27 protein-coding genes are annotated in these 25127 nt (G+C 63.4%); 21 read left to right on the forward strand and 6 right to left on the reverse strand.

What is annotated here, in order from left to right:
* Positions 1–13 precede the first annotated feature (13 nt).
* Together L21SP4_RS01315 and L21SP4_RS01320 are read right to left on the reverse strand one after the other, a co-directional pair.
* Positions 14–1111 carry a type II secretion system F family protein gene (locus tag L21SP4_RS01315; RefSeq protein ID WP_052880970.1) on the reverse strand — a complete coding sequence of 366 codons (1098 nt, stop codon included), beginning with the start codon at positions 1109–1111 and terminating at the stop codon, positions 14–16.
* An 18-nt stretch (positions 1112–1129) separates the two neighbouring features.
* A complete protein-coding gene (locus L21SP4_RS01320; RefSeq protein WP_160300612.1) occupies positions 1130–2776 on the reverse strand; it encodes a GspE/PulE family protein in 1647 nt (548 codons plus the stop codon).
* A 311-nt stretch (positions 2777–3087) separates the two neighbouring features.
* Here L21SP4_RS01320 and L21SP4_RS01325 point away from each other — a divergent pair, with 311 nt between their 5' ends.
* Complete coding sequence (locus L21SP4_RS01325; RefSeq protein ID WP_144413706.1) at positions 3088–3921, forward strand: GspE/PulE/PilB domain-containing protein; 834 nt, start codon at positions 3088–3090, stop codon at positions 3919–3921.
* 18 nt (positions 3922–3939) lie between these two features.
* Here the strand turns inward: L21SP4_RS01325 and L21SP4_RS01330 are convergent, their stop codons facing one another.
* Both L21SP4_RS01330 and L21SP4_RS01335 read right to left on the reverse strand, forming a co-directional pair.
* The gene (locus L21SP4_RS01330; protein WP_052880973.1) at positions 3940–4581 is read right to left on the reverse strand and encodes a hypothetical protein; all 642 of its coding nucleotides are present in this window, start codon (positions 4579–4581) and stop codon (positions 3940–3942) included.
* Between the two features lie 37 nt (positions 4582–4618).
* Positions 4619–5428 carry an ExeA family protein gene (locus tag L21SP4_RS01335; RefSeq protein WP_074041512.1) on the reverse strand — a complete coding sequence of 270 codons (810 nt, stop codon included), beginning with the start codon at positions 5426–5428 and terminating at the stop codon, positions 4619–4621.
* 120 nt (positions 5429–5548) lie between these two features.
* Between L21SP4_RS01335 and L21SP4_RS13040 the strand changes: the two genes are divergently transcribed.
* Genes L21SP4_RS13040 through L21SP4_RS01380 form a run of 9 tightly spaced genes read left to right on the forward strand, consistent with a single transcriptional unit; the run spans position 5549 to position 13125 of the window.
* Positions 5549–5959 (forward strand): type II secretion system protein, encoded by a 411-nt coding sequence (locus L21SP4_RS13040; RefSeq protein WP_052880975.1) that lies wholly within the window; start codon positions 5549–5551, stop codon positions 5957–5959.
* Positions 5960–5980: 21 nt separating this feature from the next.
* Entirely contained in the window at positions 5981–6544 is a 564-nt protein-coding gene (locus L21SP4_RS01345; protein WP_052880976.1) for a hypothetical protein, read from the forward strand.
* Positions 6534–8270 (forward strand): hypothetical protein, encoded by a 1737-nt coding sequence (locus tag L21SP4_RS01350; protein WP_052880977.1) that lies wholly within the window; start codon positions 6534–6536, stop codon positions 8268–8270. The genes L21SP4_RS01345 and L21SP4_RS01350 overlap by 11 nt, the downstream gene beginning before the upstream one ends.
* Positions 8267–8680 carry a hypothetical protein gene (locus L21SP4_RS01355; RefSeq protein WP_052880978.1) on the forward strand — a complete coding sequence of 138 codons (414 nt, stop codon included), beginning with the start codon at positions 8267–8269 and terminating at the stop codon, positions 8678–8680. Before L21SP4_RS01350 ends, L21SP4_RS01355 begins: the two co-directional genes overlap by 4 nt.
* The gene (locus tag L21SP4_RS01360) at positions 8677–9684 is read left to right on the forward strand and encodes a type IV pilus biogenesis protein PilM (protein ID WP_052880979.1); all 1008 of its coding nucleotides are present in this window, start codon (positions 8677–8679) and stop codon (positions 9682–9684) included. The genes L21SP4_RS01355 and L21SP4_RS01360 overlap by 4 nt, the downstream gene beginning before the upstream one ends.
* Positions 9681–10346 (forward strand): hypothetical protein, encoded by a 666-nt coding sequence (locus L21SP4_RS01365; RefSeq protein ID WP_052880980.1) that lies wholly within the window; start codon positions 9681–9683, stop codon positions 10344–10346. The genes L21SP4_RS01360 and L21SP4_RS01365 overlap by 4 nt, the downstream gene beginning before the upstream one ends.
* On the forward strand, positions 10343–10939 hold the full coding sequence (locus L21SP4_RS01370; RefSeq protein ID WP_052880981.1) for a hypothetical protein: 597 nt from the start codon (positions 10343–10345) through the stop codon (positions 10937–10939). The genes L21SP4_RS01365 and L21SP4_RS01370 overlap by 4 nt, the downstream gene beginning before the upstream one ends.
* The gene (locus L21SP4_RS01375; protein WP_052880982.1) at positions 10936–11364 is read left to right on the forward strand and encodes a hypothetical protein; all 429 of its coding nucleotides are present in this window, start codon (positions 10936–10938) and stop codon (positions 11362–11364) included. The genes L21SP4_RS01370 and L21SP4_RS01375 overlap by 4 nt, the downstream gene beginning before the upstream one ends.
* Before the next feature lie 30 nt (positions 11365–11394).
* Complete coding sequence (locus L21SP4_RS01380) at positions 11395–13125, forward strand: type II secretion system protein GspD (protein ID WP_144413707.1); 1731 nt, start codon at positions 11395–11397, stop codon at positions 13123–13125.
* Between the two features lie 126 nt (positions 13126–13251).
* Here the strand turns inward: L21SP4_RS01380 and L21SP4_RS01385 are convergent, their stop codons facing one another.
* Positions 13252–14109: a peptidylprolyl isomerase gene (locus L21SP4_RS01385; protein ID WP_052880984.1), complete on the reverse strand. Its 858-nt coding sequence runs from the start codon at positions 14107–14109 to the stop codon at positions 13252–13254.
* A 16-nt stretch (positions 14110–14125) separates the two neighbouring features.
* Positions 14126–14536 carry a hypothetical protein gene (locus L21SP4_RS01390; RefSeq protein WP_074041327.1) on the reverse strand — a complete coding sequence of 137 codons (411 nt, stop codon included), beginning with the start codon at positions 14534–14536 and terminating at the stop codon, positions 14126–14128.
* Between the two features lie 152 nt (positions 14537–14688).
* Here L21SP4_RS01390 and def point away from each other — a divergent pair, with 152 nt between their 5' ends.
* The 11 genes from def to phoU all read left to right on the forward strand — a co-directional run bounded on the left by def (position 14689) and on the right by phoU (position 25043).
* The gene (gene def, locus L21SP4_RS01395) at positions 14689–15252 is read left to right on the forward strand and encodes a peptide deformylase (protein WP_052880985.1); all 564 of its coding nucleotides are present in this window, start codon (positions 14689–14691) and stop codon (positions 15250–15252) included.
* Positions 15253–15357: 105 nt separating this feature from the next.
* Positions 15358–16023: a pilus assembly FimT family protein gene (locus tag L21SP4_RS01400; protein WP_052880986.1), complete on the forward strand. Its 666-nt coding sequence runs from the start codon at positions 15358–15360 to the stop codon at positions 16021–16023.
* Positions 16020–16499: a hypothetical protein gene (locus tag L21SP4_RS01405; protein WP_052880987.1), complete on the forward strand. Its 480-nt coding sequence runs from the start codon at positions 16020–16022 to the stop codon at positions 16497–16499. Before L21SP4_RS01400 ends, L21SP4_RS01405 begins: the two co-directional genes overlap by 4 nt.
* Positions 16500–16504: 5 nt before the next feature.
* Entirely contained in the window at positions 16505–17257 is a 753-nt protein-coding gene (locus L21SP4_RS01410; protein WP_160300614.1) for a PulJ/GspJ family protein, read from the forward strand.
* A gap of 73 nt (positions 17258–17330) precedes the next feature.
* A complete protein-coding gene (locus L21SP4_RS01415) occupies positions 17331–18020 on the forward strand; it encodes a response regulator (protein ID WP_052882925.1) in 690 nt (229 codons plus the stop codon).
* A 16-nt stretch (positions 18021–18036) separates the two neighbouring features.
* A complete protein-coding gene (locus tag L21SP4_RS01420; protein ID WP_052880989.1) occupies positions 18037–19848 on the forward strand; it encodes an ATP-binding protein in 1812 nt (603 codons plus the stop codon).
* A gap of 148 nt (positions 19849–19996) precedes the next feature.
* The gene (locus L21SP4_RS01425) at positions 19997–20818 is read left to right on the forward strand and encodes a PstS family phosphate ABC transporter substrate-binding protein (RefSeq protein ID WP_201774656.1); all 822 of its coding nucleotides are present in this window, start codon (positions 19997–19999) and stop codon (positions 20816–20818) included.
* Positions 20819–20921: 103 nt separating this feature from the next.
* On the forward strand, positions 20922–22067 hold the full coding sequence (locus tag L21SP4_RS01430) for a PstC family ABC transporter permease (protein WP_052882926.1): 1146 nt from the start codon (positions 20922–20924) through the stop codon (positions 22065–22067).
* Between the two features lies 1 nt (position 22068).
* Positions 22069–23418, forward strand: coding sequence for a phosphate ABC transporter permease PstA (gene pstA, locus L21SP4_RS01435; RefSeq protein ID WP_052880991.1), 1350 nt, complete (start codon positions 22069–22071; stop codon positions 23416–23418).
* 169 nt (positions 23419–23587) lie between these two features.
* The gene (gene pstB / locus L21SP4_RS01440; RefSeq protein WP_052882927.1) at positions 23588–24352 is read left to right on the forward strand and encodes a phosphate ABC transporter ATP-binding protein PstB; all 765 of its coding nucleotides are present in this window, start codon (positions 23588–23590) and stop codon (positions 24350–24352) included.
* A gap of 22 nt (positions 24353–24374) precedes the next feature.
* Positions 24375–25043, forward strand: coding sequence for a phosphate signaling complex protein PhoU (phoU, locus tag L21SP4_RS01445; protein ID WP_052880992.1), 669 nt, complete (start codon positions 24375–24377; stop codon positions 25041–25043).
* Positions 25044–25127: the final 84 nt, after the last annotated feature.

Raw genomic sequence — 25127 nt, forward strand, 5'->3', positions numbered from 1 at the left:
GAACGGCTCCGCATTACATCGAGACCACTTCGCTCATCTTGAAGATCGGCAGGAACATGCAGATCACGATACCGCCGATCACCGTGCCGATAAAGACCATTAACAGGGGTTCAATCATCGAAGTCAAGCCCTCGAGCATCGCCTCGACCTCCTCTTCGTAAAAACGCGAAAGACGGTCCATCATATCATCAATCTTGCCCGTCTGTTCTCCCGCGGAGAGCATGTGAATCGCCATGCGCGGGAAATAGGGGTTCTGAGCGAGGGCCGAAGAAAGGGTGTCGCCGCCCTCCACGACCCCGCGCGCGTGGATGATGGTACGGCCGATCACCTTGTTGCCGGTCGCGACGCCGACGATATCCAGCGCCTGCAGAATCGGCACGCCGCTGTGCAGCAGCTGGGCGAAGGTCGACGAGAAACGGCTCACGGACAGCTTCCGGGCGAGTTCGCCCAGGATGGGGAAGCGAAGCTTGGCGAGATCGACGATGTACCCTCCGCGCTCGGTGGCGGCGAAGCGGCGGAAGGCGAACCCCAGCCCGACGAGCGCACCGAGCACGATCAGCCCGTTCGCCCGCAGCCAGTCGCTCAGGTCCAGCAGAAACTGCGTCGGACCGGGAAGCCCCTGACCGAAATCCGCGAACATCGACGCGAACGTCGGCAGCACGAACATGATCAGGGCGGTTGCCAGGATGATGGCCACGCAGATCACGACGAGCGGATACATCATCGATGACTTCACCTTGCGCCGCAGCTTGTTGCTCGATTCCAGAAATCCGGCTACGCGTGCGGCCACGTCCGCCAGGATGCCGCCCGTCTCGCCCGCGCGCATCATGCTCACGTAGAGTTCGCTGAATATGGAGGGGTACATCTTCAGTGCGTCCGAATACATCGAACCGCCCTCCACCTTCATCCGCACGGTTCCGATCACCTTCTTGAAATGGGGCTCATCCGTCTGTTCCTCCAGGGCGACCAGCACCTGCACGAGCGGCATCCCGGATTCCAGCATGGCGGAGAGCTGACGGGTGAAGACCGGCAGCTCCTTGATCCGTATCTTGCCCGCCTTGGGCACCTTGCGCGTTTTGATCCCCTGAGTCGATGCGCCGCGATCAGCCATGAGTGTGCTCCGTGGGTGTCATTCCGAGGTGACCCTCAAGATTTCCTCCACGGTCGACACCCCTGCGCGCACGCGGTTCAGGCCCATTTCGCGCAGGGTGACCATGCCGTTCCGGACCGCCGCCTCGCGCAGCGCCCCGGCCTCGGTGGTCTGGAGGATCAGTTTCTTGAGATCTTCGTTCAGCAGCATGATTTCCATCAGCGCCCCGCGGCCCTTGTAGCCGATGTTGTTGCACTTGGGGCAGCCTACGGCCGTGTAGAAGTCGGAGTCCGCAAACTCGTCCGGATCGAGGTGGTTGCGGCGGAGGATGTCTTCGGGGAGTGCGATCTTTTTTCTGCACACGGGACAGAGTTTGCGGAAGAGGCGCTGGGCCTGCGTCATGAGCAGCGAGGAGGAGAGCATGAACGGCTCGATGCCCATGTAGGCCAGGCGCGCGACCGCCCCGGGGGCGTCGTTGGTGTGAAGCGTGCTCAGCACCAGGTGGCCGGTCAGCGCGGCCTGCACCGCGATCCCCGCCGTCTCCGCGTCGCGGATCTCGCCGATCAGCACGATGTCCGGATCCTGGCGCAGGATCGAGCGCAGACCGGCGGCGAAGGTGAGACCCACGTTCGGGTCGGCCTGGACCTGGTTGATCCCCCCGAGCTGGTATTCGACGGGGTCCTCGACCGTGATGATATTGACGTCCTGGTTGTTGAGGTCCTGCAGCGCGGAGTAGAGGGTGGTGGTCTTGCCGCTGCCGGTCGGTCCCGTGATGCAGATCATCCCGTGCGGTTGACTGATGGCGTAACACAGGTTCTCGTAGGCCTTTTCCTCCAGGCCGAGCGACTCCAGACTGGGCGCGAGGGCGCTCTTGTCGAGGATGCGCATCACGATCTTTTCGCCGTGCACGGTGGGCAGGAAGCTGATGCGCATGTCCACTTCCTTGCCCAGTGCGCGGATCTTGAACCGGCCGTCCTGCGGTTTACGCCGCTCGGCGATGTCCAGGTTGGACATGATCTTCAGCCGCGAGGTGATCGCGGGCTGCAGACTCTTCGGGGGGCTCGGATTCTGATGCAGTACGCCGTCGATGCGGTACCGCAGCCGCAGCGCTTTTTCCATCGGCTCGACGTGGATATCGCTGACGCCCTTGCGCAGCGCCTCGATCAGGATCGAGTTCACGATGCGGATCACCGGCGCGTCTTCGGCGATTTCCAGCATCTCGTCGAGATTGACGTCCTCGGCCTGGTTCTGGCCCAGCTCCACCTCGCTCTCGTCCGCCATGTCCTTGAGAATGTCCTCGAGCCCCTGCCCGGACTCCTCCTCGGACTGCTGGTTGAGCGCCCGCATGATCTCGGCTTCCTCGGCCACGACGGGTACGACGCTCATTTCCGTCTCGGCCTCCACCTTCTCGGTCTGCAGCACGTTGAAGGGATCGGCGACGGCCACCGTCAGCGTCCTGCCGGTCTTGGCGAGCGGGAGCATCTTCAGTCGACCCCACATCTCCGTGGGCAGAAGATTGAGCAGCGTCTCGTCGGCTCTGAACTGGGCCAGCGAGATCGGCGGCGACTGAAGATAGTCGGCGTAGGCGAGCACGAGATCCGCGGAGGAGAGCACATTGCGCTCGACCAGGATCTGCTCCAGCGGTTTGTGCTGCTCGTCGGCGGCCCGGCGGGCGTCTTCAATCACGGCGTCTTCAAGACGGCACCGTTCCTGAAGTGTTCTTGCGAGACTTTTGCCCTGTGATATCATAAGGAACCTTCTCTCACTTATGCGAAGTATATCGCCGCGGTGCAAGCGGTAAAAAAATATCCCGTCGGCTGACCCGGGTCCGCCGCTCCGCCTGACAGGGAATATTAGCAGGATGCGTTCCAGACTGCGAAAGGGAAACGAACCGGGCGGCGGATGGCACCCCGTGGCCGCCGCGCACGATTTCTGCTGGAGAGAGAACGGAATGATGCGTGCGCCGCCTGCGGACGGCGCGCAACCTGGAGAACGCCATGGCTGAAGAACCGGAAAAATACCCGAACGCACAGGACTCCCGCGAGTCGACGGAAATCTTCGAGCAGATTCTCGAAGTCATGCCCCACGATCAGTTCGCGCTGCGGATGGTCTACCTCGCCCACTTCAACCGCGGCGATCGGGAAAAGGCTTTCGAGTACCTTAAACGAGCCGCGGAAACGGCCCTGACGGAGTCGGGCGACGACGAATTCCTGGAGTTTGTACGGTCACAGGCCGCGCATTTTGAAGATGTGATGGACGAAGAGAGTCGCAGGCTCTGGTCCCGGCTCGAGGAGAAGACCGGCGCGGCGGCGGGGCAGGAGACCGCGCCCGGGGCGCCGCAGCCCCGAACCCGCGGATCGAGCCCGCACCTCGACGCGGAAATGAACCTCGCGTGGCGCCTGTACCGCGCGGAGCAGATCGACCAGTCCGAGTACTCCGACATCGTCCACGACCTCGCCGAGATGGCCAACCGCCAGGTGGATGTGCCCACGACGGTGCTGCACGTCATCAGCGATCGCGGCTTCTCGCAGTTGAACCGGATCATGCAGTATCTCGTCTCGGAGAGCGGCACTCCCTACATCGCGCTCCCGAACTTCGATATCCCTGAAGAGCTGACCGGTCTTATCCCGGAGGAGTTCCCCGCCCGGCGCGGGCTCCTTCCATTTGCGGAGAAAGGAAACGAACTCATGGTGGCGGTGCTCAACCCCTTTAACGGGGAGCTGCTCGCGGAGGCCGAAGTGGCCTCCGGACGGCGCTGTCATCCTTTTCTGGTCGATCCGCAGGCCTACGATGAAGCCGTGGCACGCTTGAAGTCAAAAGCGGAGGCATGACGAAGTCGGGTTCCGGCTTCAGTGCTTGCCGGTTCCGATCCGGCGGGTCATGCTGCGATATTCGACCACGATCTCACGCTTTTCGACGGCGCGGAGCGTGACTCCGTCGACGGTATCACCCACGGAGAGCACATCTCCGTTGATGATCGCCCAGCCGCCCTCCGTGCCGGAACCGAACCCCTCGACCCGCAGCGCCGGCCACCCACCGCTTCGGGATTCACCGCCCGCGCGGGAAAGAAGCTTGTCGATGGCCGATGGCGGCTCGTCTTTTTCAGGAGCTCCGGCTTCGGCGTCTTCTCCGGTTTCTTCCGCCGGCTCCGCCTTCTGCGGGGCCGGAGCGGGAGCCTGCGGCTCTGCCCCGGCCGCGTCCGGTTCCGCACGCGGCTGCCGGATGTCACGGGCCACATGCTTCGAGATGGCGGAGGAAAAGTCCTCGGTCGTATTGCGGACCCGGCCCCGCAGCCAGAGGTAACCGCCCGCACCCGCGGCCAGGAGCAGCAGGACGATCAGCAGCGCGACCCGCGGCCCTTTCCGGGAGCGGCCTCCTCCCGGCGGGAGGGGTGGCGGGGTCGGAGGTGTGGCGGATCCGTCTTCCCCCGAACCTTCTCCGGCGGCCCCCTCTTCGGATTTGCGTTTCAGGGCTTCCTGTATGAGGCTCATGCGTGCTCCTTACATGTCCTACGCCATGGTAATCGGATTACAGCCATTCCGCAAGTTCCTCCACCGCCTTGCGCGCGTCGGCTTCGATCACCTCGCGTCCGCCGCGCACGTAGGCGGCCAGCATCGCGCGGTCGCACAGCGTATTGATCCGGCGCGGCACGCCTTCGCCGTACTCCGAGACGAGCGCTTCCGCCTGCGGGTGGAAGCGGACCTCCGGAGGGGCTCCGGCCGTGCGGAGGCGGTGGTTGATGTAGGCGGGAACCTCTCCCGGCGGGAGGGTCGTCAGCTCGCAGGCGAGCATGATGCGCTGCCGCAGCTGCCGCAGTTCCGGTTGCAGGAGGCGTTCGCGCAGCTCCGGCTGGCCCGCGAGAATAATCTGCATCAGCTTGTGCCGGTCCGTTTCCAGATTCGAGAGCAGGCGCACCTGCTCCATCGCGGCCGTGGAGAGGTCCTGGGATTCATCGATGATCACCGCCGCATTCTCGCCGCGGTCGAGGCATTCGAGCAGAAACCCGTTGAGCTGCTCGATGCAGGTCAGCCGGTCGCGCCCGCGCGGAGGGAGGCCCAGGTCGGAGAGGATGGCGCGGATGATCTGGGTTTCGGTGAGCGCGGGATTGAGGATCAGCGCCGAATGCGTGCCCTCCGGCAGGCGGTCGAGCACGGCCCGGCAGACCGTGGTCTTGCCGCAACCGACCTCGCCGGTCAGCGTCATGAATCCCTTGCGCGACTCGATCCCGTACCGGAGCAGATCGAGCGCCCGGCGGTGCGCGGCGGAGGCGTAGAGAAAACGCGGGTCGGGCGTCACGTTGAAAGGCTCTTCATCCAGTTGAAAGAATGTTCGATACATGGTTTTCGTCCGGGTGCGCCCATAATGGGTGCGCCGGAAGGTCTTGACAAGCGCGGGCGGGATGCTGTTCCGGGAATTTTTCTCGAAGCTGGAACGGGATTTGCTCACTATTCAGGCACCATGTACCCGAGCACACGAAAAAACGGCGGCTTTACACTGGTGGAGGTCATGGTGTCGATTGGGCTGATCGGCACGGTGGTCGCCATCTTTGCGGGGGCCATGATTACGGCCTACCGTTCACTGACCGTTTCCCGCGGGCGCCTCGACGCGCAGGGGATCGCCTTCGACCGACTGTGGGAAGTCTATCAGGAATCTTACGAATCGCTGCAGGATTCGGACATCCGCACCCCGGAGTACAGCAGTTTTTCGACAAACGGGTGGGTGCGCGTGCGCATTCTGCCGCATACGGATCACCGCGAAATTGTAGTCCAGGTCTGGGCCCCGCGCGACATGGCGGGGCGTTCGGCCCTTGCGGGGGTGCCGGCGGCGGAGTTTCGCGTGCTCCGCTATCCCGGCGAGCGACTGGAGTGACCCGCTGGGACGGGGGTATTTATGAACGCAGGTAAAAGCGGATGCCGCGGCGGAAGCCGTGCCGGATTCACCGTGATGGAGGTGACGATTGCCTTTGCTATCGGAATCATGGTGTTGGCCACGGTCTCCGTGCTGCTCGCCGACTCCTTTCGATTGTGGCGCGATGCCGCCGGCGCGTGGCACCTCGCGCGCCAGGCGAAATTTACCCGCGAACGCATTTTGCGGGGGCGCGCCTTCGGCGGCGACGGCCTCAGATCGGCGACGACCAACGTTACGGTCACCGAGGGCAGTGGCAGCATGTACAACCTTGGATACCGCGCCCCGGACAACGACCATTACGGCATCTATTCCTACGATGGCAGCTTTTTGTACCTGCTGGACCAGAGCGGTTCGCTGGCGTGGTGGGTCGGCGGGTACGATGACTGGATATACGGTCTCGACCAGCCTCTGCGGGTCAGCGGCATGGACAACACGGTCGTGAACGGCCGTGAGGTGAGGCTCCGCTACGAAGTCTATTACGACGAGGGCGGCAAGCGGTTTTCAAACCGGCAGGAAATCAGGACGATGCTGATCAATGAAAACTGAGCGGTCTTCAGAACAAGGTGGATTCGTACTGGCGGCGGTGCTGCTGCTGCTGTTCGTGATTTCGATTGCCGCGGCGGCGATCGCTGTTTCCGGAATCAACAGCGTGCAGGTTGCGCGTCGCTTCCAGGAGAGCGACCAGTGCCTGCTGGCGGCTCAGTCGATGCTCGAAGAGGTGAAGGAAGGCGTGTACGAGAATTTTCGCGACTACTATATCAACCAGAACCATGTTCTGATCTCCTTTAACTGGTTTACGTCCGGATCCGATGAATGGATCGGCTCGCCTTCGGCGTTCAAATACGACATACCCAATCCCATGGGATACGGGGTCTATACCGGATCGGTCGAGTTTCTGAACGAACCCTACTCGGTCGTCACGCCCACGCCCGACGACGGCACGCGCTACGTCGAGATCACGCTGCGCGCGGAGGCCTCGAATGGCAGAGTCACGCGTGCGGTGCAGGAGACCCTCCGCTACGGGATGACAAAATCCCGAATCTTCGACTTCGCGTACTTCCTGAATAATCACGGGTGGTTTTACGGGGTGAATTGCGTGGTGAACGGGGGGCTGCGCTCGAACCGGGACATGGAACTTCGCTCGACGGGCCTTGTCCTCAACGGCGACTGCTACGCGGTGGGCCAGACCTATGTCCAGCAAAACTATCAGATCTGGGACCAGGCCTACTACTGGAACCACGCGCCGGACCAGGCGCGCCCTACACGGTATCCTTCCTCGTCCGCCACGGATGCGTGGCCCATGGGGTACGACTCGCAGGATCAGTCAATCTACAGCGGTGCGGAGGAGATCCCGATGCCGTATCTGGGTGACCTGAGCCTATACACCAATTACGCGCAACTCTCGGGCGGGACCATTGAACAGGGGACCAACGTGCTCGTGGACGCGGTTTACGACGGGCCGGGATTCAATACCAACGACTACGCCACCGCGGACGACGGTTGTCTTGTGCTGCAGGGCACACCCTCCAATCCGATCGAGATCAATGGCGCCGTCGTCGTGGAGGGCGACCTGATTATCGGCGGTACGGTCACGGGTCAGGGCACCATTTACGCGGGTCGCAACATCCACGTGATCAATGAAGTCGAATATGCCGACCCGCCGGAATGGGTTAAGCCGGACTCCGACCCCGAGACGACGGCCGTGCTCAACCGGGGCAAGGATTTTCTCGGCCTGGCGGCCAAGGGATGCGTAATTTACGGGGACTACACGCGCTCGGATTTCAGCGCCGGCTGGATCCAGCAGTACATGCGGCCCCCCTTCACACAGCCCTACATTACCGATGCTACCGATGCGGACATAGGATTCTGCACGTCGTACGACGGCACGAACTACTGGTTCGACGGTGATTACACGGAGGATTTTGGCGAAAAACTCGATTCGGACAATCCCAGCAACGGGGTCCCGCGAGCCTATTTCGAGTCGAGTCTCTCGGACGACGATTTCAAGTCGCTCAATCCCGACCGCTATATCGGGCGGTTGGATGCGGCCATTTTCAATAACCATCTTACGGCGGGCCGGTTCAGCAGCAACTGCGAACTCAACGGCAGCATGACCTGCCGGGACGAGTGCCTGATTCCCAACGGGCGAATCTACATCAACTGGGATATCCGCCTCGGTCACGCCAGTCGCGACGGGACCGATTTCAACTCGTACCTGCCGAGGGGTCTTAACTACCCCGAACTGGTCAGTTGGAGGGAGGTGGCGCCGTGAACGCAGGCTTGCGCGGAAATGTGATCGTGATAGGCTCCGGCTGTGCCGTACTCTTGCTGACATGCGCCTTTCTCCCTCCCAGGGAGGGGCAACACGACCCCGAGGCGCATCTGGAGTGGAGGGAAAAGAAAATCGAGGACTTCAGCTATCGCCGCGAACACGAGGAAACCCTCCTGAGAGAGCAGAGAGAGAAGAAGTTGGATCAGCTTTCCCGTCCGCCGTGGAACGCATCGGCGTCCGCCGCCCGCAACGGGGGCGGGCCGCGTTCCCCGCAGACTGCGGAAGACGCCGGGAATGGATCGTCGGCACGCGGATGGAGAATCATGGCCCTGCTGGCGGGGCTGGCCGCGATCATCGCGGGGGGTCTTCGCTGGATGCGGGCACGCAGACACGGGGGGAAGGCCGCTTGAAGCTGAAATGGAAAAAGGGATCGGGCGGCAGACATCTTTCCGAGGCGGCTGGAGTCGATTTCTCCTCTTCAGGCATCAAGATGGTGCGGTTGCACCGCCTGCGCGGCGGATACGTGCTGGATCGCGCAGAGATGAGCAGCGAGTCGGAATTTGCCGCGCAGGATCGGCAGCTGAACATCCCGAAATCACTGCGCTCCAACTACGCGGCACTTGCCTGCAGCTCGGCTCGCGGGAGCGCGCGGGTGCTGAGAATGGCCGGTGCGGAAGAGGCCATGCCCGAAGATCGCATCCGCACCATGCTGAGCGTGGACGAGTCTTTCCGCGTGGGATCGGCCCTGATAGATAAGGGTCGCGGACGGCAGGAATCGACGTACCTCGCGGCGGCCATGGCCGAAGAGGACGTGCAGCGGGTGCTGTGCCGTTTTCCCTCGGGGCCGCCTGCGCCGCTGGCCGTGGAGATCTCGGGCCTCGCCACGCTGACGGCTTTTCGTTTCTGCTGCGGGGATGTGTTGAATCAGGCCGGCGGGGTGTTGCACGTGGAGGTGGGCGAGTCCAGTGTGTGGTACGCGTTTTTTGAAGGGGGCTCTCTCCGGGTGGTGGGCAAGATAAATACGGGCATGGCCCGTCTTCGGGAACTGGTGCGCACCGAACTCGGAGTCGAGGAACCTCTGGTCCGGAGCATCCTCCGGGGCGGGTCGGTAGACGTGGGGGGGCTCATGGAGCAAGTGTTCACCCCTGTGCTGCGTCAGGTCACGCTCTCCCGTGATTACCTTGAGCGGCAGCACCGATGCCGCCTGAGGCGGGTCTTTATACTGGGGGGGGGCTCGGCGTTCCCTCGCTGGCATGAAGCGCTTCAGTCCGCCATGGGCATCACCCCCGAAGGATGGCACCCCTTCGAGGCCCTGACGGTGGACGGGGGGGCGCTGGACGATACGCTGCAGGGGCAGGAAAACCGTTTCGCCGCGGCGGTCGGTGCAGCTATCGGGGTGCTGGAGGCCTTATGAGTGCCATGCGGGTCAACTTCATACACAAGGGGGAGGTACGGTATCAGGGGCCGGTCAGCCCGAGGTTCTTGATTGTCGCTGCGATCCTCACCCCGCTGCTGCTGTTCGCGATGATCCTCACATATCATGCGGTGTCTTTCATTGTCGTCAAGCGGGGCATCGGGCCGGACCGGGCGTATTCGGAGAAAATTCATAAGGATATGGAGAAATATGAGCGGGTTCGGCAGGAGATCGCCACCCTGCGTAGGCGGGAGGCCGAGGCCGAGCGATGGAGGCAAATGGCACCGCCCGCGAGCGAAATACTGATTGAGATCCAGCGGACCGTACCGGCCTCGATCCGATTTACAAAACTCGGAATTGCCCGAAGCGGACCGTTCGAGCCGGGGCTCGGATCATGGACCTTTACCCTGGAAGGGCTCGCCTACGGGGAAGGGGCCGAGTCAGCTGTTATCGACTGGCGCGCCCGGCTTTCCTCCCAGGACTGCTTCGGTCGCCTTTTCGAAGATCTTCGCCTGGTCTCGATGCATCGGGGTTCGGACGGCGGAGCGGACTCGCCCCCCGTTCGCCGTTTCGCTGTGATCGGTAAAGGAAGCGGCATGAAGGGGCAAGACGCCGCCGGGATCACTTCGGCCGCGCCGGCCGGGGAGGGGGCACCGCCATGAGATGGGGCGAACTGACCAAAGAGCAGAAACAATATGTCTTCCTGGCCGGCCTGGTGACCGGGGGCATACTCTTTGGCGTGTTTACGGGCATCAAGCACGGGATTACCACGTTGCGGAACGTGTCCCACGAGGCCAAGGAACTCGAAAAAAAGATCGAAGACGCCAGAATCAAGATGTCGCGACTCCCCGCGATGAAACAAACCCTCTCCGACCTGCGTGAACAATTCGGAAAAACGGAAAAGATGATTCCGCCCCGCGACGAGCGTTTTTCAAGGGTGACCTCATTTGTCCACCGTCACGCCCGGTCCGCCGCCGTCGAGATTGCGTCAGTTGACCCCCTGGTCACGCCGGGGCTGAACAGAGGTAAAAACGGGGGCGATGATGCGGAACATCCTCTGCTCGTCCCCTATGGCGTGCGCATTATCGCAAGGGCCGGATATCACGGGCTTGTGGACTGGCTGGCGCTCATGCAGGACGAGAATCCGCTGGTCCGGTGTTCCGTGCTCGAAATCAAAAACGCGGACGATCCTGTCCACCACAGCATACGGTTGGAACTGCAGTGGGCCGTGCCGCCCGAGAGAGAGAAATCATGAACGCGCTGAAACCTTATGGTCTGGTGCTGGCTGCGGCGGTGGTGGGAGCGGCGCTCGCCGACCCCACCGCGAGCGGAGGGGGGGCGGAGGTGGTCGGGTCCGTCCTGCGCGATCCCTTCTGGCCGAAAGGCTTCTGGCCGGAATCGCTGCCACGCCCTCCGCAGGCGGGAGAGCAAGGCGGGCAGGGCGAGCCACGCGGATGGCGATCGGCGCTCAAACTGGTGCGGATCGACGGGGTGAGCTGGCGCGGCGACCGGATGCTGGCGATCATTGAGGGAAGGGTCGTGGAACCCGGAGAACAGGTCAGCGTAACGATGGGCGCCAAGCGCTATGTGTGGAGGCTGGGGAAGATCGACGAAGATGGATCGATACGATTTGTGCGCGAGCGGGTGGAGAAACGGGAATCGGAGAAGGGTAAGGAATAAGCGGCTTCGGCCGCGGGAGGAGCTGCGGGCGTGAAAACAATAAGGTGGATAATCCTGCTGAGCATGACGGCGGGTCTGGCGTGCGCAACCGGGGCTGCCGTGGATGAATCGGCGACCGCGCTCGAAAAAGGGGTCGAGGCCGCTCAGGATGAGACGGACGGAGGCCAGGCGTCGGCTGCCCGGAAAGATGCGCGGCAGGAGACGGGGCGCGTCGGCGCCGCGGAAAAGGTCTCATCGGCGGCGAGTGCGGAGGGGACGCCGGGAAGTGCTGCGGAGATGGAAATATCGCCTGACGGCGAAGACGTCCTACGCATGGCGGGCCTGGGCGCGGAAGCCTCGGAGCTGATCAGCGTGCAGCTCGAGAAAGTGGAACTGGAGAAAGCGATCAACATTTTCAGCCGCCTTTCCGGCGTGAACATTATTGTTCCCGAACTGGAGGAGGTGCGCAAACCGGTGACCGTCAATCTTGACGAGGTGCCCTGGAAACCCGCGCTGGAAACCATCCTCTCCTCCTATAATCTCGAACTGCACCAGAAGGTTCCGGGTACGGAGATCTACACCATCCGCCAGCGTCCCGCGGATGCGCCCGAGCCCGAACCGGTTCGGGTCTTCAGCCTGAGCCACGCGAACACCGAAAGCGTCAAGAAAGTCCTCGAAGGCCTGGCCGGGAAGGACAAAGTCTACACCTATCCCGAAGGCAACACGATTGTGGTGCAGGGTGATGCGACGGTCATGGAGGATATAGAGGCCGTGGTGAAGGCGGTCGACCGTCCGCGCGAACAGGTTTTTGTCGAGGCGAATATCTTTGAACTCGAGGATGTCTCCAGCGATCAGCTGGGCATCGACTGGGAGGGCTCCGGCGAAGGCAACGACGGGCTGGCCGGTCTCGATGTCGATCTGGGGTCCCCGCAGTTCGAACAGCGCGATCTGAACGAGTTTATCGATCTGGATCAGACCCGGGTTGCCACGCTCGCGCCCGGAGATCTGAATGTACTGCTGAACGCCCTGCGGCAGCGATCGGATGTGAAGCAGGTTTCCAGTCCGCGCCTGGTCGTGGGGAACGGTCAACAGGCCAATATCCGGGTCGTGACCAAGGAGCCGAATCTCGAGGTGGAGACCACCTTCGACGATGAGGGCAACCCGGTGGCGACTTCGACCAAGATGGCCTTCAACCAGGCCACGCCCGAGGGATTCTTTATTTACGGCATCGAGCTTGATGTGACGCCCACGATCAATACGGAGAGCAATATCACCGTCCAGATCGTGCCGACCATCTCCCGCGAACTCGTGGACGAGCGGCGGGTAATCAGTGTGGGTGAGGAAATCGGCAACGAATTTCCCGTCATCCGGGAGAAGAAGGTGGAGACCACCTTTATTCTCGGCAACGGCCGGACGGCGGTCATCGGCGGACTCACGGAAGAACTCGCCAATGATACCGTGAATAAAATCCCGCTTCTCGGGGATATACCCGTGCTCGGAAAATTCCTGTTCCGCAGCACCGAGAAGAAAACGACGCAGACGGAAAACATTATCTTCGTCAAGGTGGGGATCCAGGAGCCGGAACCGGGCCGCGAGTATCAGGGGATACACGACAGCGCCACGCTCACACGCCGCCAGCTGATACGCCGCGACCGTCGGTTCCGGAGAGACGCGGCGGAGGAGGAACTGCTGCGGCTGCAGGAGGATATGGAACTCGAACAAGAGCTCGAACGAATCGAAACCCGCAGGAAGGCCCTCGAGCGGGAGCGGGGCCGGGAGTAAAGCGGGTTCGGGGGTGAGCCGGGTGCAGGGGAAGGCGTCAGGAACATGGATGGGCCCGAACGGCCGGGGGCGGAACGTGTACGACAACGATAATATCTACGTCCGGCTGGACTGAACGCAACCGCTTCAGTCTTCCGGTTTTTCGTCCTCTTCCACCCGGATGTCCGCTTCGCCTTTGCGGGCGTCCACCCATTCGCCGATCGCGTCGTTCTTGCGGTCGTGCAGCAGCGACTCGGTGATCCGGTCGCGGACTTCGTCAAACTCCATTTGACGCGGCGCTTTCCGGTCGTGCACCGTGGCGATGTGCCAGCCGAACTGCGTCTGAAAGATCGGTGAAATCTCGCCCGCCTCCATGGAAAAAACCACGGTCTCGAATTCCGGCACCATTTTCCCGCGTGCAAAATAACCCAGATCGCCCCCCGCATCTTCGCAGGAGGAATGCGTGTCGGCCATCGACGCGAAATCCGCGCCCTCGCGCAGCTGCCGGCGCACGTCCAGCATCTCGTTGAACGTCTTTTCCGGGTTCGCACGGTCCGGCTGACACACGATGTGAGCGGCGTGTACTTCGGGCGGCGCCGTGAAGCGGTCCTTGTGCTCCTCGTAGTAGGAGCGGATCTGATCCTCGTCGGGTTGCGCGACATCCGCGCTGAGCTGCTCGAGGAATTTCTGTACCTTCAGATTCTGCTCAAGGTCGCTCTTGACCCGGGACTCGTCGCTGCCGGTCAGATTGAAACGCTGAAAGAACTGGTCGCGACCGCCGTGCCGTTCGACCAGCTTGTCGAACTCGGCATCGATTTCCTTCGCGGGTACGGACTCGACCTCTTCGCGCGCCTGCTGTCGGATCAGGGTCCACTCGACAATGTTCTGCTTCGCCCGTTCGCGGACGGCCTCGTCCTGTTCGTCGGGGTTCTGCTGGCGGACCTGCTGAACCTCGCGCTGGAAGACCTCGTCGCCGACGGTCTCCCCGTTCACGGTAATCTTCATCGTTTATTCCTTATCCTTACATGATCAGGTTGTTGTCCTGGCCGCCGCGCATGCCGCCGGGCCCCCCCGCGCCTCCGCCGAGGTCGCCGGGAGTCACAATCCTTTTAGATTCCTCGCGCTGCATCTGCTGTACGCGTTCGACCATGTCGTCCACGGCCTTTTTGGTCGCCTCCGGAAACTTCGCGATCGCGTCTTCAAGATTGTCGGCGTCGAGTTCGAACTGCACCGGCATCGGTCCGCCGGGCAGCATGATGTGGGTCTGCCCGGAAAAGATCACCGTGCGGTCCGGGTCGTCGCTGCCGTCAGCCCGAACCGGCACCATGCGCCGTATCTGGGCCACCTTGCGGTCCGTCAGGGTCTCTTCGCGGTACAGATTTTCGCGATCTACCTGAAGATCGTCCAGATTGAGTTGATCGCCGTTGCTCATCGTATGGTGTCCTCCGCTGGGGGTTGGCATGCAAAAGATTGTCCATCGTAGAGACCTCATACGTGTGGACAAGGAAATTATGAACGAGAAAAAGATTGGGCGAGGCGATGCGGGAGGGCATAATAAGCGCTTGATCCAAACGGACGGAAGAAATGACCCGCGGGATACGTACATTCGGAGATCCGGTGCTGAGGTGCAAGGCCGTGAACGTGGAGCGGTTCGACGAAGAGCTGCGCGGACTGGTCGAGGATCTCATCGAGTCGATGCATGCCAGCAGCGGCGTCGGTCTGGCGGCGGAGCAGATCGGCGATACGCGCGCGGTGTGCGTGATCGACGTCCCCGCGGAAGCCGACCGGAACCCGGACGACGGCCGCCGCGAGAACCCGGACGTGACCATGCCGCTCGTACTGGTCAATCCCGTCATTACCGGCTCGGGAGAGGACACGGTGCGCGCGGAGGAGGGTTGCCTGAGCTTTCCCGAGATCTACGCCCCGGTGGACCGCGCGTACGAAGTCACCGTGAGCTATGCGGATACGGACGGTGAACCCTGCAGTCTCGCCCTGAAGGGACTCGTCGCCCGGGCGGCACAGCACGAGATCGACCATCTCAACGGCGTGCTGCTGGTCGACCGCATTTCGCCGGTCAAGCGCGCCGCGCTGTCGGGTAAACTGAAGCGGCTCAGACAGCAGACCCGCAGTGCCGCGGCGGGCGCCTGAGCAGGGTCGACTCCGTCCGCGCTTCCGGAAGTGCTCTGCGTTTTCCTCTCCTGAAGGTCCGCCTTCATGAAGTCACCGGAAACTTCGTAACCGGGTCGGAAATCCATGAATTCAGTACGGGACACCCACACCCGCAGGTCATCCGCGCATATCGACTGCGTACATCAGCGATCCGGTCCTGCCGGGAAGTCCGGGGAACGGATTCTCGGCTTCACGCTCCCGGAAGTGCTCTGCGTGCTGCTGATCCTGAGCGTCCTGGTGTATATGGCGCTGCCGGTTTTTCCCTCGTGGACCGCCTCGCGCAGCGTGGGCGCCGCGCTGGCGGAACTGCGTGCCGGGCTGAACCTGGCCCGGCGCACCGCCATCAACGGCCGCTGCTGCGCCTTTCTCGTTCTCGCGCCCGGCTCCGACCGCGGGGAGGACCGGTGGAGCGTGTTCAAAGGAGAGGCCGAATCCGCGGCGGAGAGGGCGGTTACCGGATGGCGGCCCCTGCCGCCCCGGGTCCGTTTTGATGTGACCGACGATGCCGAGGGCCGGACGCGGACCGGTTCGGTGTTCGGGTATCCGGCGCGGTGCGCGGTCCCGGGACTCGACCGCGAGCGGGTTCCCTGCCTGATCTTCGACCGGCGCGGTCGGCTTGCTCATCCGGATTTCGACGCGCGGATCTATATCCGCGCCGGCCGCGCCGCAGGGAGGGGGCGCGGCTTTATACGGATCCGCCGGGCGACCGGAACGGCGGAAGTGTACCGCCCCCGGGAGGACGAAACGTGAACGCCGCGTACGGGAATCATTGCAGCGGCGGAGGTCGCCCGAACGGAGGGACCGGGTGCACGCTGATCGAACTGACGCTGGCCCTTTTCGTGACGGGCACCGGTTTTACGGCGCTGCTCTCCGTGCTGGTCTTCGGCATCAACGCCGCCGGGACGGCTTCGGATTCGTTCCGGGCGACGCGATTCGCGCAGGAGGTCTTGGCTTCACTGCGTGCCGAGGCGATGGCGGGCGGGTGGGATCGCCTGGAGGCGGGCTGGCGGAGTCCGGCGGGAGCGGAGATCTCGGATCGGCGCTATCGCGCGCCCCGGGACGCGGTTCCGGCGGGCGGGCCGGCGCAGACCGGCGCGCAGACGGAAATCCGCTGCCACCTGTTTCTTCAGCCCCGGGGAGCCTCGGTCAGGGATGTCGAACTCGTGGTGGTGCGGGACGGACGCGTGTACCGGTTCCGTACGGCGCTGTTGCGCGAGGGATCGTGAAGATCATGAGACGCGGAGGAAGAGAGGGCAGGGTGCGGCGCGGATTCACGCTGGTCGAACTGCTGACCGCCATGGCGGTGCTCGGCGTACTCGCGGCCGCCGTAACGAGGATTACGGGCGTGGCCCTGAAGGTCTGGGATCGCGGGGTGGCCGAGACGAGAAGGACCGCCGAGGTCCGGGCGGCGCTCGATATCCTGCGCCGCGACCTCCGGTGTGCGGTCGCGCCGGGACGCCCGGGCGCATGCCTGATCCGGGCCGCGGATCGGGTCGGCGACGGAATGACGGGAGACCGCCTCTACCTCGCGACGGCGTCCTTCGCGGCCCGACCCTCAAGGCGGGGAATCGCCGAGGTCTGCTACTACCTGGACACCTGCCGGTCGCCGCTCAGCGGCGGCGGAAGCAGGCGAGTGCTCAAACGCGCCGTCCGGCGCGATGCCGCCGACGCCTGCGCCTGGGACAAAGCCGCGCAGCGCCCGTGGGGTCTGCGCTGTTATGACCGCGCGGCGGCGTGTCCGAGCGCCGAAGGCTGGGAGCAGCAGGTACTCGCCGGAGGGATAACCGGAATGCGGTTCTCCTGCCGCCGCGCCGCAGGGAAGGAAGCCTCCGCGGTGGTTGTGGCCGTCGAACTCGAAACCGGGGCGCCACAGGTCGCCCCGGACACCCTGCGTCCGTCCCCGCTGTACCGGTTCCGGACCGCCGTCGCCCTGAAAGGGAGCCTTATCCGTCCCGCTCCTAACATTATACAAATGATATACTAACAAAGCGGAAGCGTTTAATATTCAATCTGGCGTTCGACGTTCGATGGGGACGAGGCGAATCGAGGTGCGTGCGATGGCGAAAGAGTATCTGCTGGCGGTAGAGGATGAGGAGGACATACTCGAACTCGTGAGGTTCAATCTCGCGCGCAACGGGTATGAAGTGGGGACGGCCGCGACGGGAGAAGAGGCGCTGAAGTCGGTCGGGAAGCGCAAGCCGGACCTGATCATACTGGATCTCATGCTGCCCGGTCTGGACGGGATCGAGGTATGCCGGCAGCTCAAATCCGGTTCCGAGACCGCCGACATCCCCGTGGTCATGCTGACGGCCCGCGGGGAGGAATCGGACATCGTGACCGGTCTGGAAATCGGCGCCGACGATTACATCACCAAGCCGTTCAGCCCGCGGGTGCTGATGGCCCGGATCAAGGCCGTCCTGCGCAGACGCGAACTCGAAGAGACGACCTCGGAAGAGGACGTTCTCCGCGTCCGCGACCTCGTCATACATCCCGGCCGGCATGAGGTCACGCTGGACGGAAATACGGTGGAACTGACCTATTCGGAATTCCGCGTGCTTCATTTTCTCGCCCGGCGCCCCGGCTGGGTGTTCACCCGCTACCAGATCGTGGACGCGGTGCACGGGGAGGACTACCCGGTGACGGAACGCTCGGTGGATGTCCAGATTGTCGGCCTGCGTAAGAAGCTGGGACGGGCCGGTAAATACATTGAAACGGTGCGGGGCGTCGGCTATCGTTTCACGGACTGAAGGGGGCGCCTCCGCGATGTCCCGCCGAAAGCTTTTCTGGAAACTCGTTCCGAGTTACTGGCTGGTATTGCTCTGCTCGCTGCTGGTCCTGACCGGCTATACGTATTACTCCGCACAGTCGGTCTATTTCCGGGAACTGAAAACCACGCTCGAGGCGCGCGCGGAGGCGGTTGCCGAGCGTGCGCGGACCGAGCTGATACGCGACGAGCGGGAGGCACTGGACGCGCTCTGCCGGACGACCGCGGAACTCCTGAGCGCCCGGATCACGGTGGTGGATTCCGAGGGGCGGCTCGTCGCGAGTTCCACGGGAGGAATGCCCTCCGGCGAGGGACTCAGCGCCCGGCCGGAGCTGCGGGAGGCGCTGCAGGGCAAACGCGGGGCGCAGACCCGCTACGATCACCGCCAGGGCCGCAATCTCTTCTTCGTGGCGGTGCCGGTGGCGAACCCGAACGGCGAGGTGATCGGAGCGGTGCGCGTGGCGCGACCCGTCACGGACATCCGCAACACGCTCGATACCATGGCCGGCCGTATCCTGCTCGCGGGGCTGGCCGTGGGCGTCGTGGCCATGGTCGTGGGCGTCGTCATGGCCCGCCGGATCAGCCGCCCGCTCGAGGCGATGCGTCTGGCCGCCGAGCGGTATGCGCGCGGCGATTTCGAGCGCAAGGTCCCCGTGCCCGAAATCGAAGAGATCGGACAGCTGGCCCAGTCGATGAACTGGATGGCGGAACGGCTGAATGAAAACCTCAACACCATCCGCCAGCAGCAGCACGAACTCGAATCGGTCCTGTCCAATATGGCGGAGGGCGTGATCGCCATCGACCGGAACGAGAGCATCATCAAGATGAATCGCGCGGCGGGCGAGATGCTGCGGGTGCATCCGGGCGAGGCGAGGGGGCGCAGTGTGCAGGAGGCGATCCGCTACGCCAATCTGCAGGATTTCATAAGCGAAATGTTCGCATCCGTCATGCCGCGCGAGGGCGACATGACCGTGTACGGGGAGCGGGACCGGCACTTTCATGTGTACGGCGTGCGCCTGCTGTCGAACGAACACAACGTCCCCGACGCCGGCGTGCTCGTCGTGCTGCACGACGTGACCCGCCTGCGTCTGCTCGAACAGATACGGCGGGACTTCGTGGCGAACGTATCCCACGAACTCAAGACGCCGGTCACCTCCATCAAGGGGTTCGTCGAGATGTTGAGCGACAGCGGGGCGGGGGACCATGGCGAACAGAAGCGTTTTCTGGACATCATCGCCCGGCAGGCCCGGCGGCTGGAGGCGATCATCACCGACCTGCTGACGCTTTCGCAAGTGGACGACGCATCGGAGCGCGGCGAATTGAGTTTCGAGAGCTGCCGTATCCTGCCCCTGCTCGAAGATGCGCGCCACCTGTGCGAGACGCGCGCGCGCGACCGCCGGATGAAAATCGTCATCGATTGCCCGCACGATTTTTCGGCGGTGGCCAATCCGCACCTGATCGAGCAGGCGGTCGTCAATCTCCTCGACAACGCGGTGAAATACAGCGAGCCCGGCGGACAGGTCAGGGTGCGTGCCGCTCAACACTCCGGCGAGGCCAGGATCGAAGTGAGCGACCAGGGCCAGGGTATAGACCGGCATCATCTCGACCGCCTGTTCGAGCGGTTTTACCGGGTGGACAAGAACCGGAGCCGCAAAATGGGCGGAACGGGCCTGGGGCTCGCGATCGTGAAACATATTATGCAGGTCCACGAAGGGCATGTGGAAGTGGAGAGTTCACCCGGCGAGGGCAGTACCTTCAGGCTTCGCTTTCCCCTGCAGAGCAGGGAAGGAGGTGACGCCGCAGTGAATTGAGCCGGGGCGGAGCGCAACCGGCAAAACGGGTTGCACCGCGCACCGCTTTTCCCTACGTTTCGGTCTCCGGTCCGGGGCGCCCGCAGTTTATGTGCAAGCGCTAACACAGGACTAACAAAACAGGAGTACAAAGCACCTCATGAGTTTAATGACAAGAAAAACGATGCTGGCGGTCGCCGTTCTCACTTCTGCGATGTTCGCGTGCGGTCAGGATACGGAGAAGGTGGTCATCGACGGGTCTTCGACGGTGGGGCCGATTGCGAAAGCGTTCGCGACGTATTTCATGGCGGCCAATCCCGACATCAACGTCACCGTGAGCGAGAGCGGGAGCGGGAACGGCGCCAAGTCGATGGTCGCCGGGAATTGCGACATCGCCGATATGTCGCGCGCCATGAAACCCGTAGAATTCAAACATGCCGTGGAAAACGATGTCCTGCCGGTGCCGCATGTGGTGGCGCTCGACGGCATCGCCCTGGTCACCCATCTGAGCAATCCCGTGCAGGAGCTTTCGATGGAGCAGATCCGCGACATCTATCTCGGCCGGATCCGCAACTGGAGCGAACTGGGCGGCCCGGCGCGTCCGATCGTGGTGATTACCCGCGATACCAACAGCGGCACGTTCGAGAGTTTCGAAAAGCTGGTCATGGGCGATAAGAAGATCATGTCGGGCGCCGAGGTGGTCGGATCCAACGGGCAGATGCGCTCGCGGGTGGAATCGACGCCTGCCGCGATCGGCTACGTGGGGCTCGGATTCGTCGAGGGCGTGCGCGCGCTGACGATCGACGGGGTGGAACCGACGCCGCGGGCGATCAAGACGGGCGATTACCCGGTGGCGCGCCCGCTGTTCATGTATACGGACGGCTATCCGGAACTGGGCTCGGCGCTCTACCGATTCGTCACCATCTACCTCTCATCCGAAGGCCAGGAGATTGTGGAGGATCTCGGCTTTGTGCCGGTGACTTCCTACTGATGCGCCGGCGTAAGGGCGGGATGGAGTTATGAAAAAAAAGAGGCGCGGCGTTCCGGCGCCGCGCCTCGCGTATGCCCCCCGCGACGGGCATGGGGAATCGAGGATGGCAGTACACAAAAGTGCGCAGCGCGATCTGACGATGAGCCGCCGGGCCAGCCGGATACAGCGCCTCGGCCGGGCGGTCGGAGAAGGATTCCTTTTTCTCGTCACCTCCCTCTCGATGCTGGCCGTGCTGTTCATCTTCTACTACATCGCCCGGGATGCGTGGCCGTTCATACGCCAGCAGGGGCTCGCTGAATTTTTCGGTTCGGGCGAATGGTATCCCTCTTCCGAGGAGCAGCCCAGCTACGGCGCGCAGGCGATTTTCTTCGGCAGTGCGATGGTCACGCTCGGCTCGGTCGTGGTGGCCGTCCCGCTGGGGATCGCCGCCGCCGTGTGCCTGAGCGATGTGCTTCCCTTCGTCGTCCGCCAGTACGTCAAGCCGGTCATCGAGATCCTGGCCGCCATCCCCTCCGTGGCCTTCGGTTTTTTCGCGCTCGTGGTCTTCGCCCCCATCCTCCAGGAACAGGGCGGCCCCCTGCTCGCGCTCCTGTGCTGGATCGTGTTTCTGCCTGTGGCGCTGCTCGGCGCGCTGGTGCTCGGCGATGTGCTGGCGGACCGTGTTCCGGGTAAAAACCGGGGCACCCGGCGCACCGTGCTGACCTCGATTTTCGGCGTCGCCGGACTGGGACTCCTCGCCTGGGCCGGTTCCGCCCTGTCCGGCCTGGAGGTCACCTCCGGCACCAACGCGCTCAACGTGTCGTTCATTCTCGGCATGATGGCGCTGCCCACGATCGTGAGCGTGGCCGAGGACGCACTGCAGGCGACCGGGCGCGAGTTGCGCGAAGGGAGCTACGCACTCGGGGCGACGCGCGCGGAAACGCTGTGCCGCACCATCATCCCCGCGGCGATGAGCGGCATCGTGGCCGCCGTGATCCTCGGGATCATGCGCGTGATCGGGGAGACGATGGTCGTGTGGATGGCTTCGGGCAATACGGCCAAAATCCCCGCCCCGTGGTACGACTTCCTCGAACCGGTGCGGACGATCACCGCCAGCATTGCCGGCGATATGGGCGAGGCCGCGCGGGGGACGATGCGCTTTCATGTGCTCTTCACGCTCGCGCTGGCGCTGCTGGTGATCTCGTTCGTGATGAATCTCCTCAGCCAGTGGGTCGTCAACCGTCAACGCCGAAAATTGAGCGGGTCGTAATATGAAGCGGGATTCCAGACGCATCATGGACCGGGCCTTTTCCGGCGTGGGATTGTTCTCGATCCTCGTCATGGGCCTGTTCCTGCTGTTCGTGCTCGGGCCGATCATCGGCCGCGGCATCAGCGCGTACGTGTTCCGCGGGACGATCGAACACCGCCGCTTCCTGCTCGAAAATTTCGAGCGCGGCGATTCCTCGCGCTTCGAGCGTGAGATGCAGGCCGTGCGCGAGGCGAGGCGCCCGGTCTTCCGGCACCTCCGGGAATTCGAGGCCGCCATGGATGAATCGCGCGAGCTGCGCAGCGAGTACCGTCGCTCCTTCCGCGAGCTGGAAGAGGCCGTGCATCACCTGATCGGTCCGGATCCCGAGGACAAGGCCCCCGTGCTGGTCCGCAAAAAGTACGGCGCCACCCGCCTCGACCAGGCCAGGACTCACCTTTTCGAGGCCATGCACGAGGAGCGCTGGGTCCCCGATCCCGATAACCCCGGGGGCGCGCTGATCCGGACCCACACGCCCCGGGGCGAACACTTCGCGGGTACCCGGCTGGAACCGCTCTTCCCGTATCTCGAGGAGCATTTCGAGGCGATGCTCCAGCCCGGCTGGACCTTCTACTGGCGGTTTCTCACCGACCGTTCCATCGACTCCCACTTCTTCGGGGGGATCGGGCCGGAAGTGCTGGGCACCCTCTACCTCACCCTCGGCGCCATGCTGTTCGCCATGCCGATGGGAATCATCGCCGCGATTTATCTGTGCGAATACGCTCGCCCGGGCCGCGTGATCAACCTCATCCGCACCTGCATAAGCACGCTGGCCGGCGTCCCGAGCATCGTGTTCGGCCTTTTCGGTCTCGCCTTTTTCCTGAACACGCTGCAGGTGACCCAGACCAAGAGCGTGCTCGCCGGTTCGCTCACGCTGGCGCTGATGATCCTGCCCACCGTGATCCGCGCCTCGGAAGAGGCCATCCTGGCGGTCCCCGCCGCCTACAAGGAGGCCGCGCTGAGCCTGGGGGCCGGGCGCTGGCACACGATCTGCACCGTCATTCTTCCCGCCGCCCTGCCGGGGATCCTGACCGGGGTGGTGATCAGTATGGGGCGCGCGGCCGGTGAAACGGCGCCCATCATCTTTACCGCGGCGGTCAGCATGGGCGAGCCGCTCCAGCTTTTCGACGCCTTTTCCCAGCCCACGCCCGCGCTTCCGTGGAATATCTACAACCTCGCCACGGAACACGAAGCGGTCGACCAGATCCGGCACGTCCAGTACGGGATGGTCTTTACTCTTGTCGCCATCGTGCTGATTCTGAACATTACAGCGATCGCCATCCGCGCGCGTATCTCGTCCCGACTGAAGGGTTAACCCGGGCCCCGGCCCGAAAACCGGAAACAGAATGACTATGAACAGCGAAACGAACGATCCGCGGGAGACCGCGGCCCCCGCCGCGGAAAACCGTCCGCATTCATCGGCCGGGTCCGCACAGGCGTCGCAGCCGACCGCCCCGCAGGAGGGGCGCCGGGAGCCGGCGGGGATGGCTTCACCCGGTCCGCATATCCGTGCCCGTGAATTCTCGGTCTATTACGGCGCGTTCGAGGCGGTCAAAAAAGTCACCTTCGATGTGCCCGAGGGACTGGTCACCGCGATCATCGGCCCCAGCGGGTGCGGCAAGAGCACCCTGCTGCGCGCGATGAACAGGATGAACGATCTCATTCCCCGCTGCACCACCGGCGGGGAACTCGAATTCGACGGGCGGAACATCTACGACCCGCGCATCGATGTGGTCGTCCTGCGCACCCGCATCGGCATGGTGTTCCAGAAGCCGAACGTGTTCCCGAAATCCATCTTCGACAACGTCGCCTACGGCCCGCGCCTGCAGGGGCAGAAGAAACGCCGCGAACTGGAGGAGATCGTGGAGACCAGTCTCCGGCAGGCCGCGCTGTGGGACGAAGTCAAGGACCGGCTGGAGGATAACGCCATGGGACTCTCCGGAGGGCAGCAGCAGCGCCTCTGCATCGCCCGCGCGCTCGCCGTGCGCCCCGAGATCCTGCTGATGGACGAACCGACCTCCGCACTCGATCCCAAGGCGACTACGAAAATCGAGGACTTGATCGGCGAGCTGCGGGGGCAGTATACTATCACCATCGTTACGCACAATATGCAGCAGGCCGGCCGCGTCTCCGACTGTACGGCTTTTCTCTACGAGGGTGTGCTGGTGGAATTCGGCCGGACCCGGACCATGTTCACCAACCCGCGCGAGAAACAGACGGAAGATTACATTACGGGACGATTCGGTTGAGCCGGCGGAAAGACAAGAGACGATGTCGCTTCACTTCGATAAAGAACTCTCCAGGCTGCGCAAGCTCGTGTTCACGCTCAGCGCGCGCGTCGATGAAAACGTGGGCCGGGCCGTAAAGGCGGTCGAGGAAACCAACGCCGAAGTCGCGGTCGAAGTCATCGACAGCGATCACCGCATCGATGAGATGGAAGTGGAGGTCGAAGAAGAGTGCCTGAAGGCGCTCGCGCTCTACCAGCCCGTGGCGATCGACCTGCGCTACATTATCGCCGTGCTCAAAATGAACAGCGACCTGGAGCGTATCGGCGACCTGGCGGTGAATATCGCCAAGAGCGGGAAACGGCTCAGCAGCCTCCCGAAAACCGAGCTGCCGCTCAACCTCTCCGAGATGGGCGATCACGTGAAGGCGATCCTCAAGAAAAGCCTCGACGCACTCATCAACCTCGACAGCGACCTCGCCCGCGAGGTGCTGTCCGATGACGACCGGATCGACGAAATGCGCAGCCGGATGTCGCGGCGACTGTCGGATAAGATGGACGACGATTTCGAGCACCGCGAGGTCTATCTCCAGCTCATCTCCGTCGTGCGCCGACTCGAACGGATCGGCGATCACGCCACCAATATCGCCGAAGACGTGATCTATATGGTCGACGCGGAAATCGTTCGCCACCAGGGCGAGATTATCGAGGACTGAGGTCGGTTCCTTCTTCTTGACAGCGCCCCGCACCTCCCGCGACACTCCGCTCTTCGCTTTTTCCCAACCAGAGGAGTGCGCCAT

The organism is Kiritimatiella glycovorans (assembly GCF_001017655.1).
Lineage (GTDB): Bacteria > Verrucomicrobiota > Kiritimatiellia > Kiritimatiellales > Kiritimatiellaceae > Kiritimatiella > Kiritimatiella glycovorans.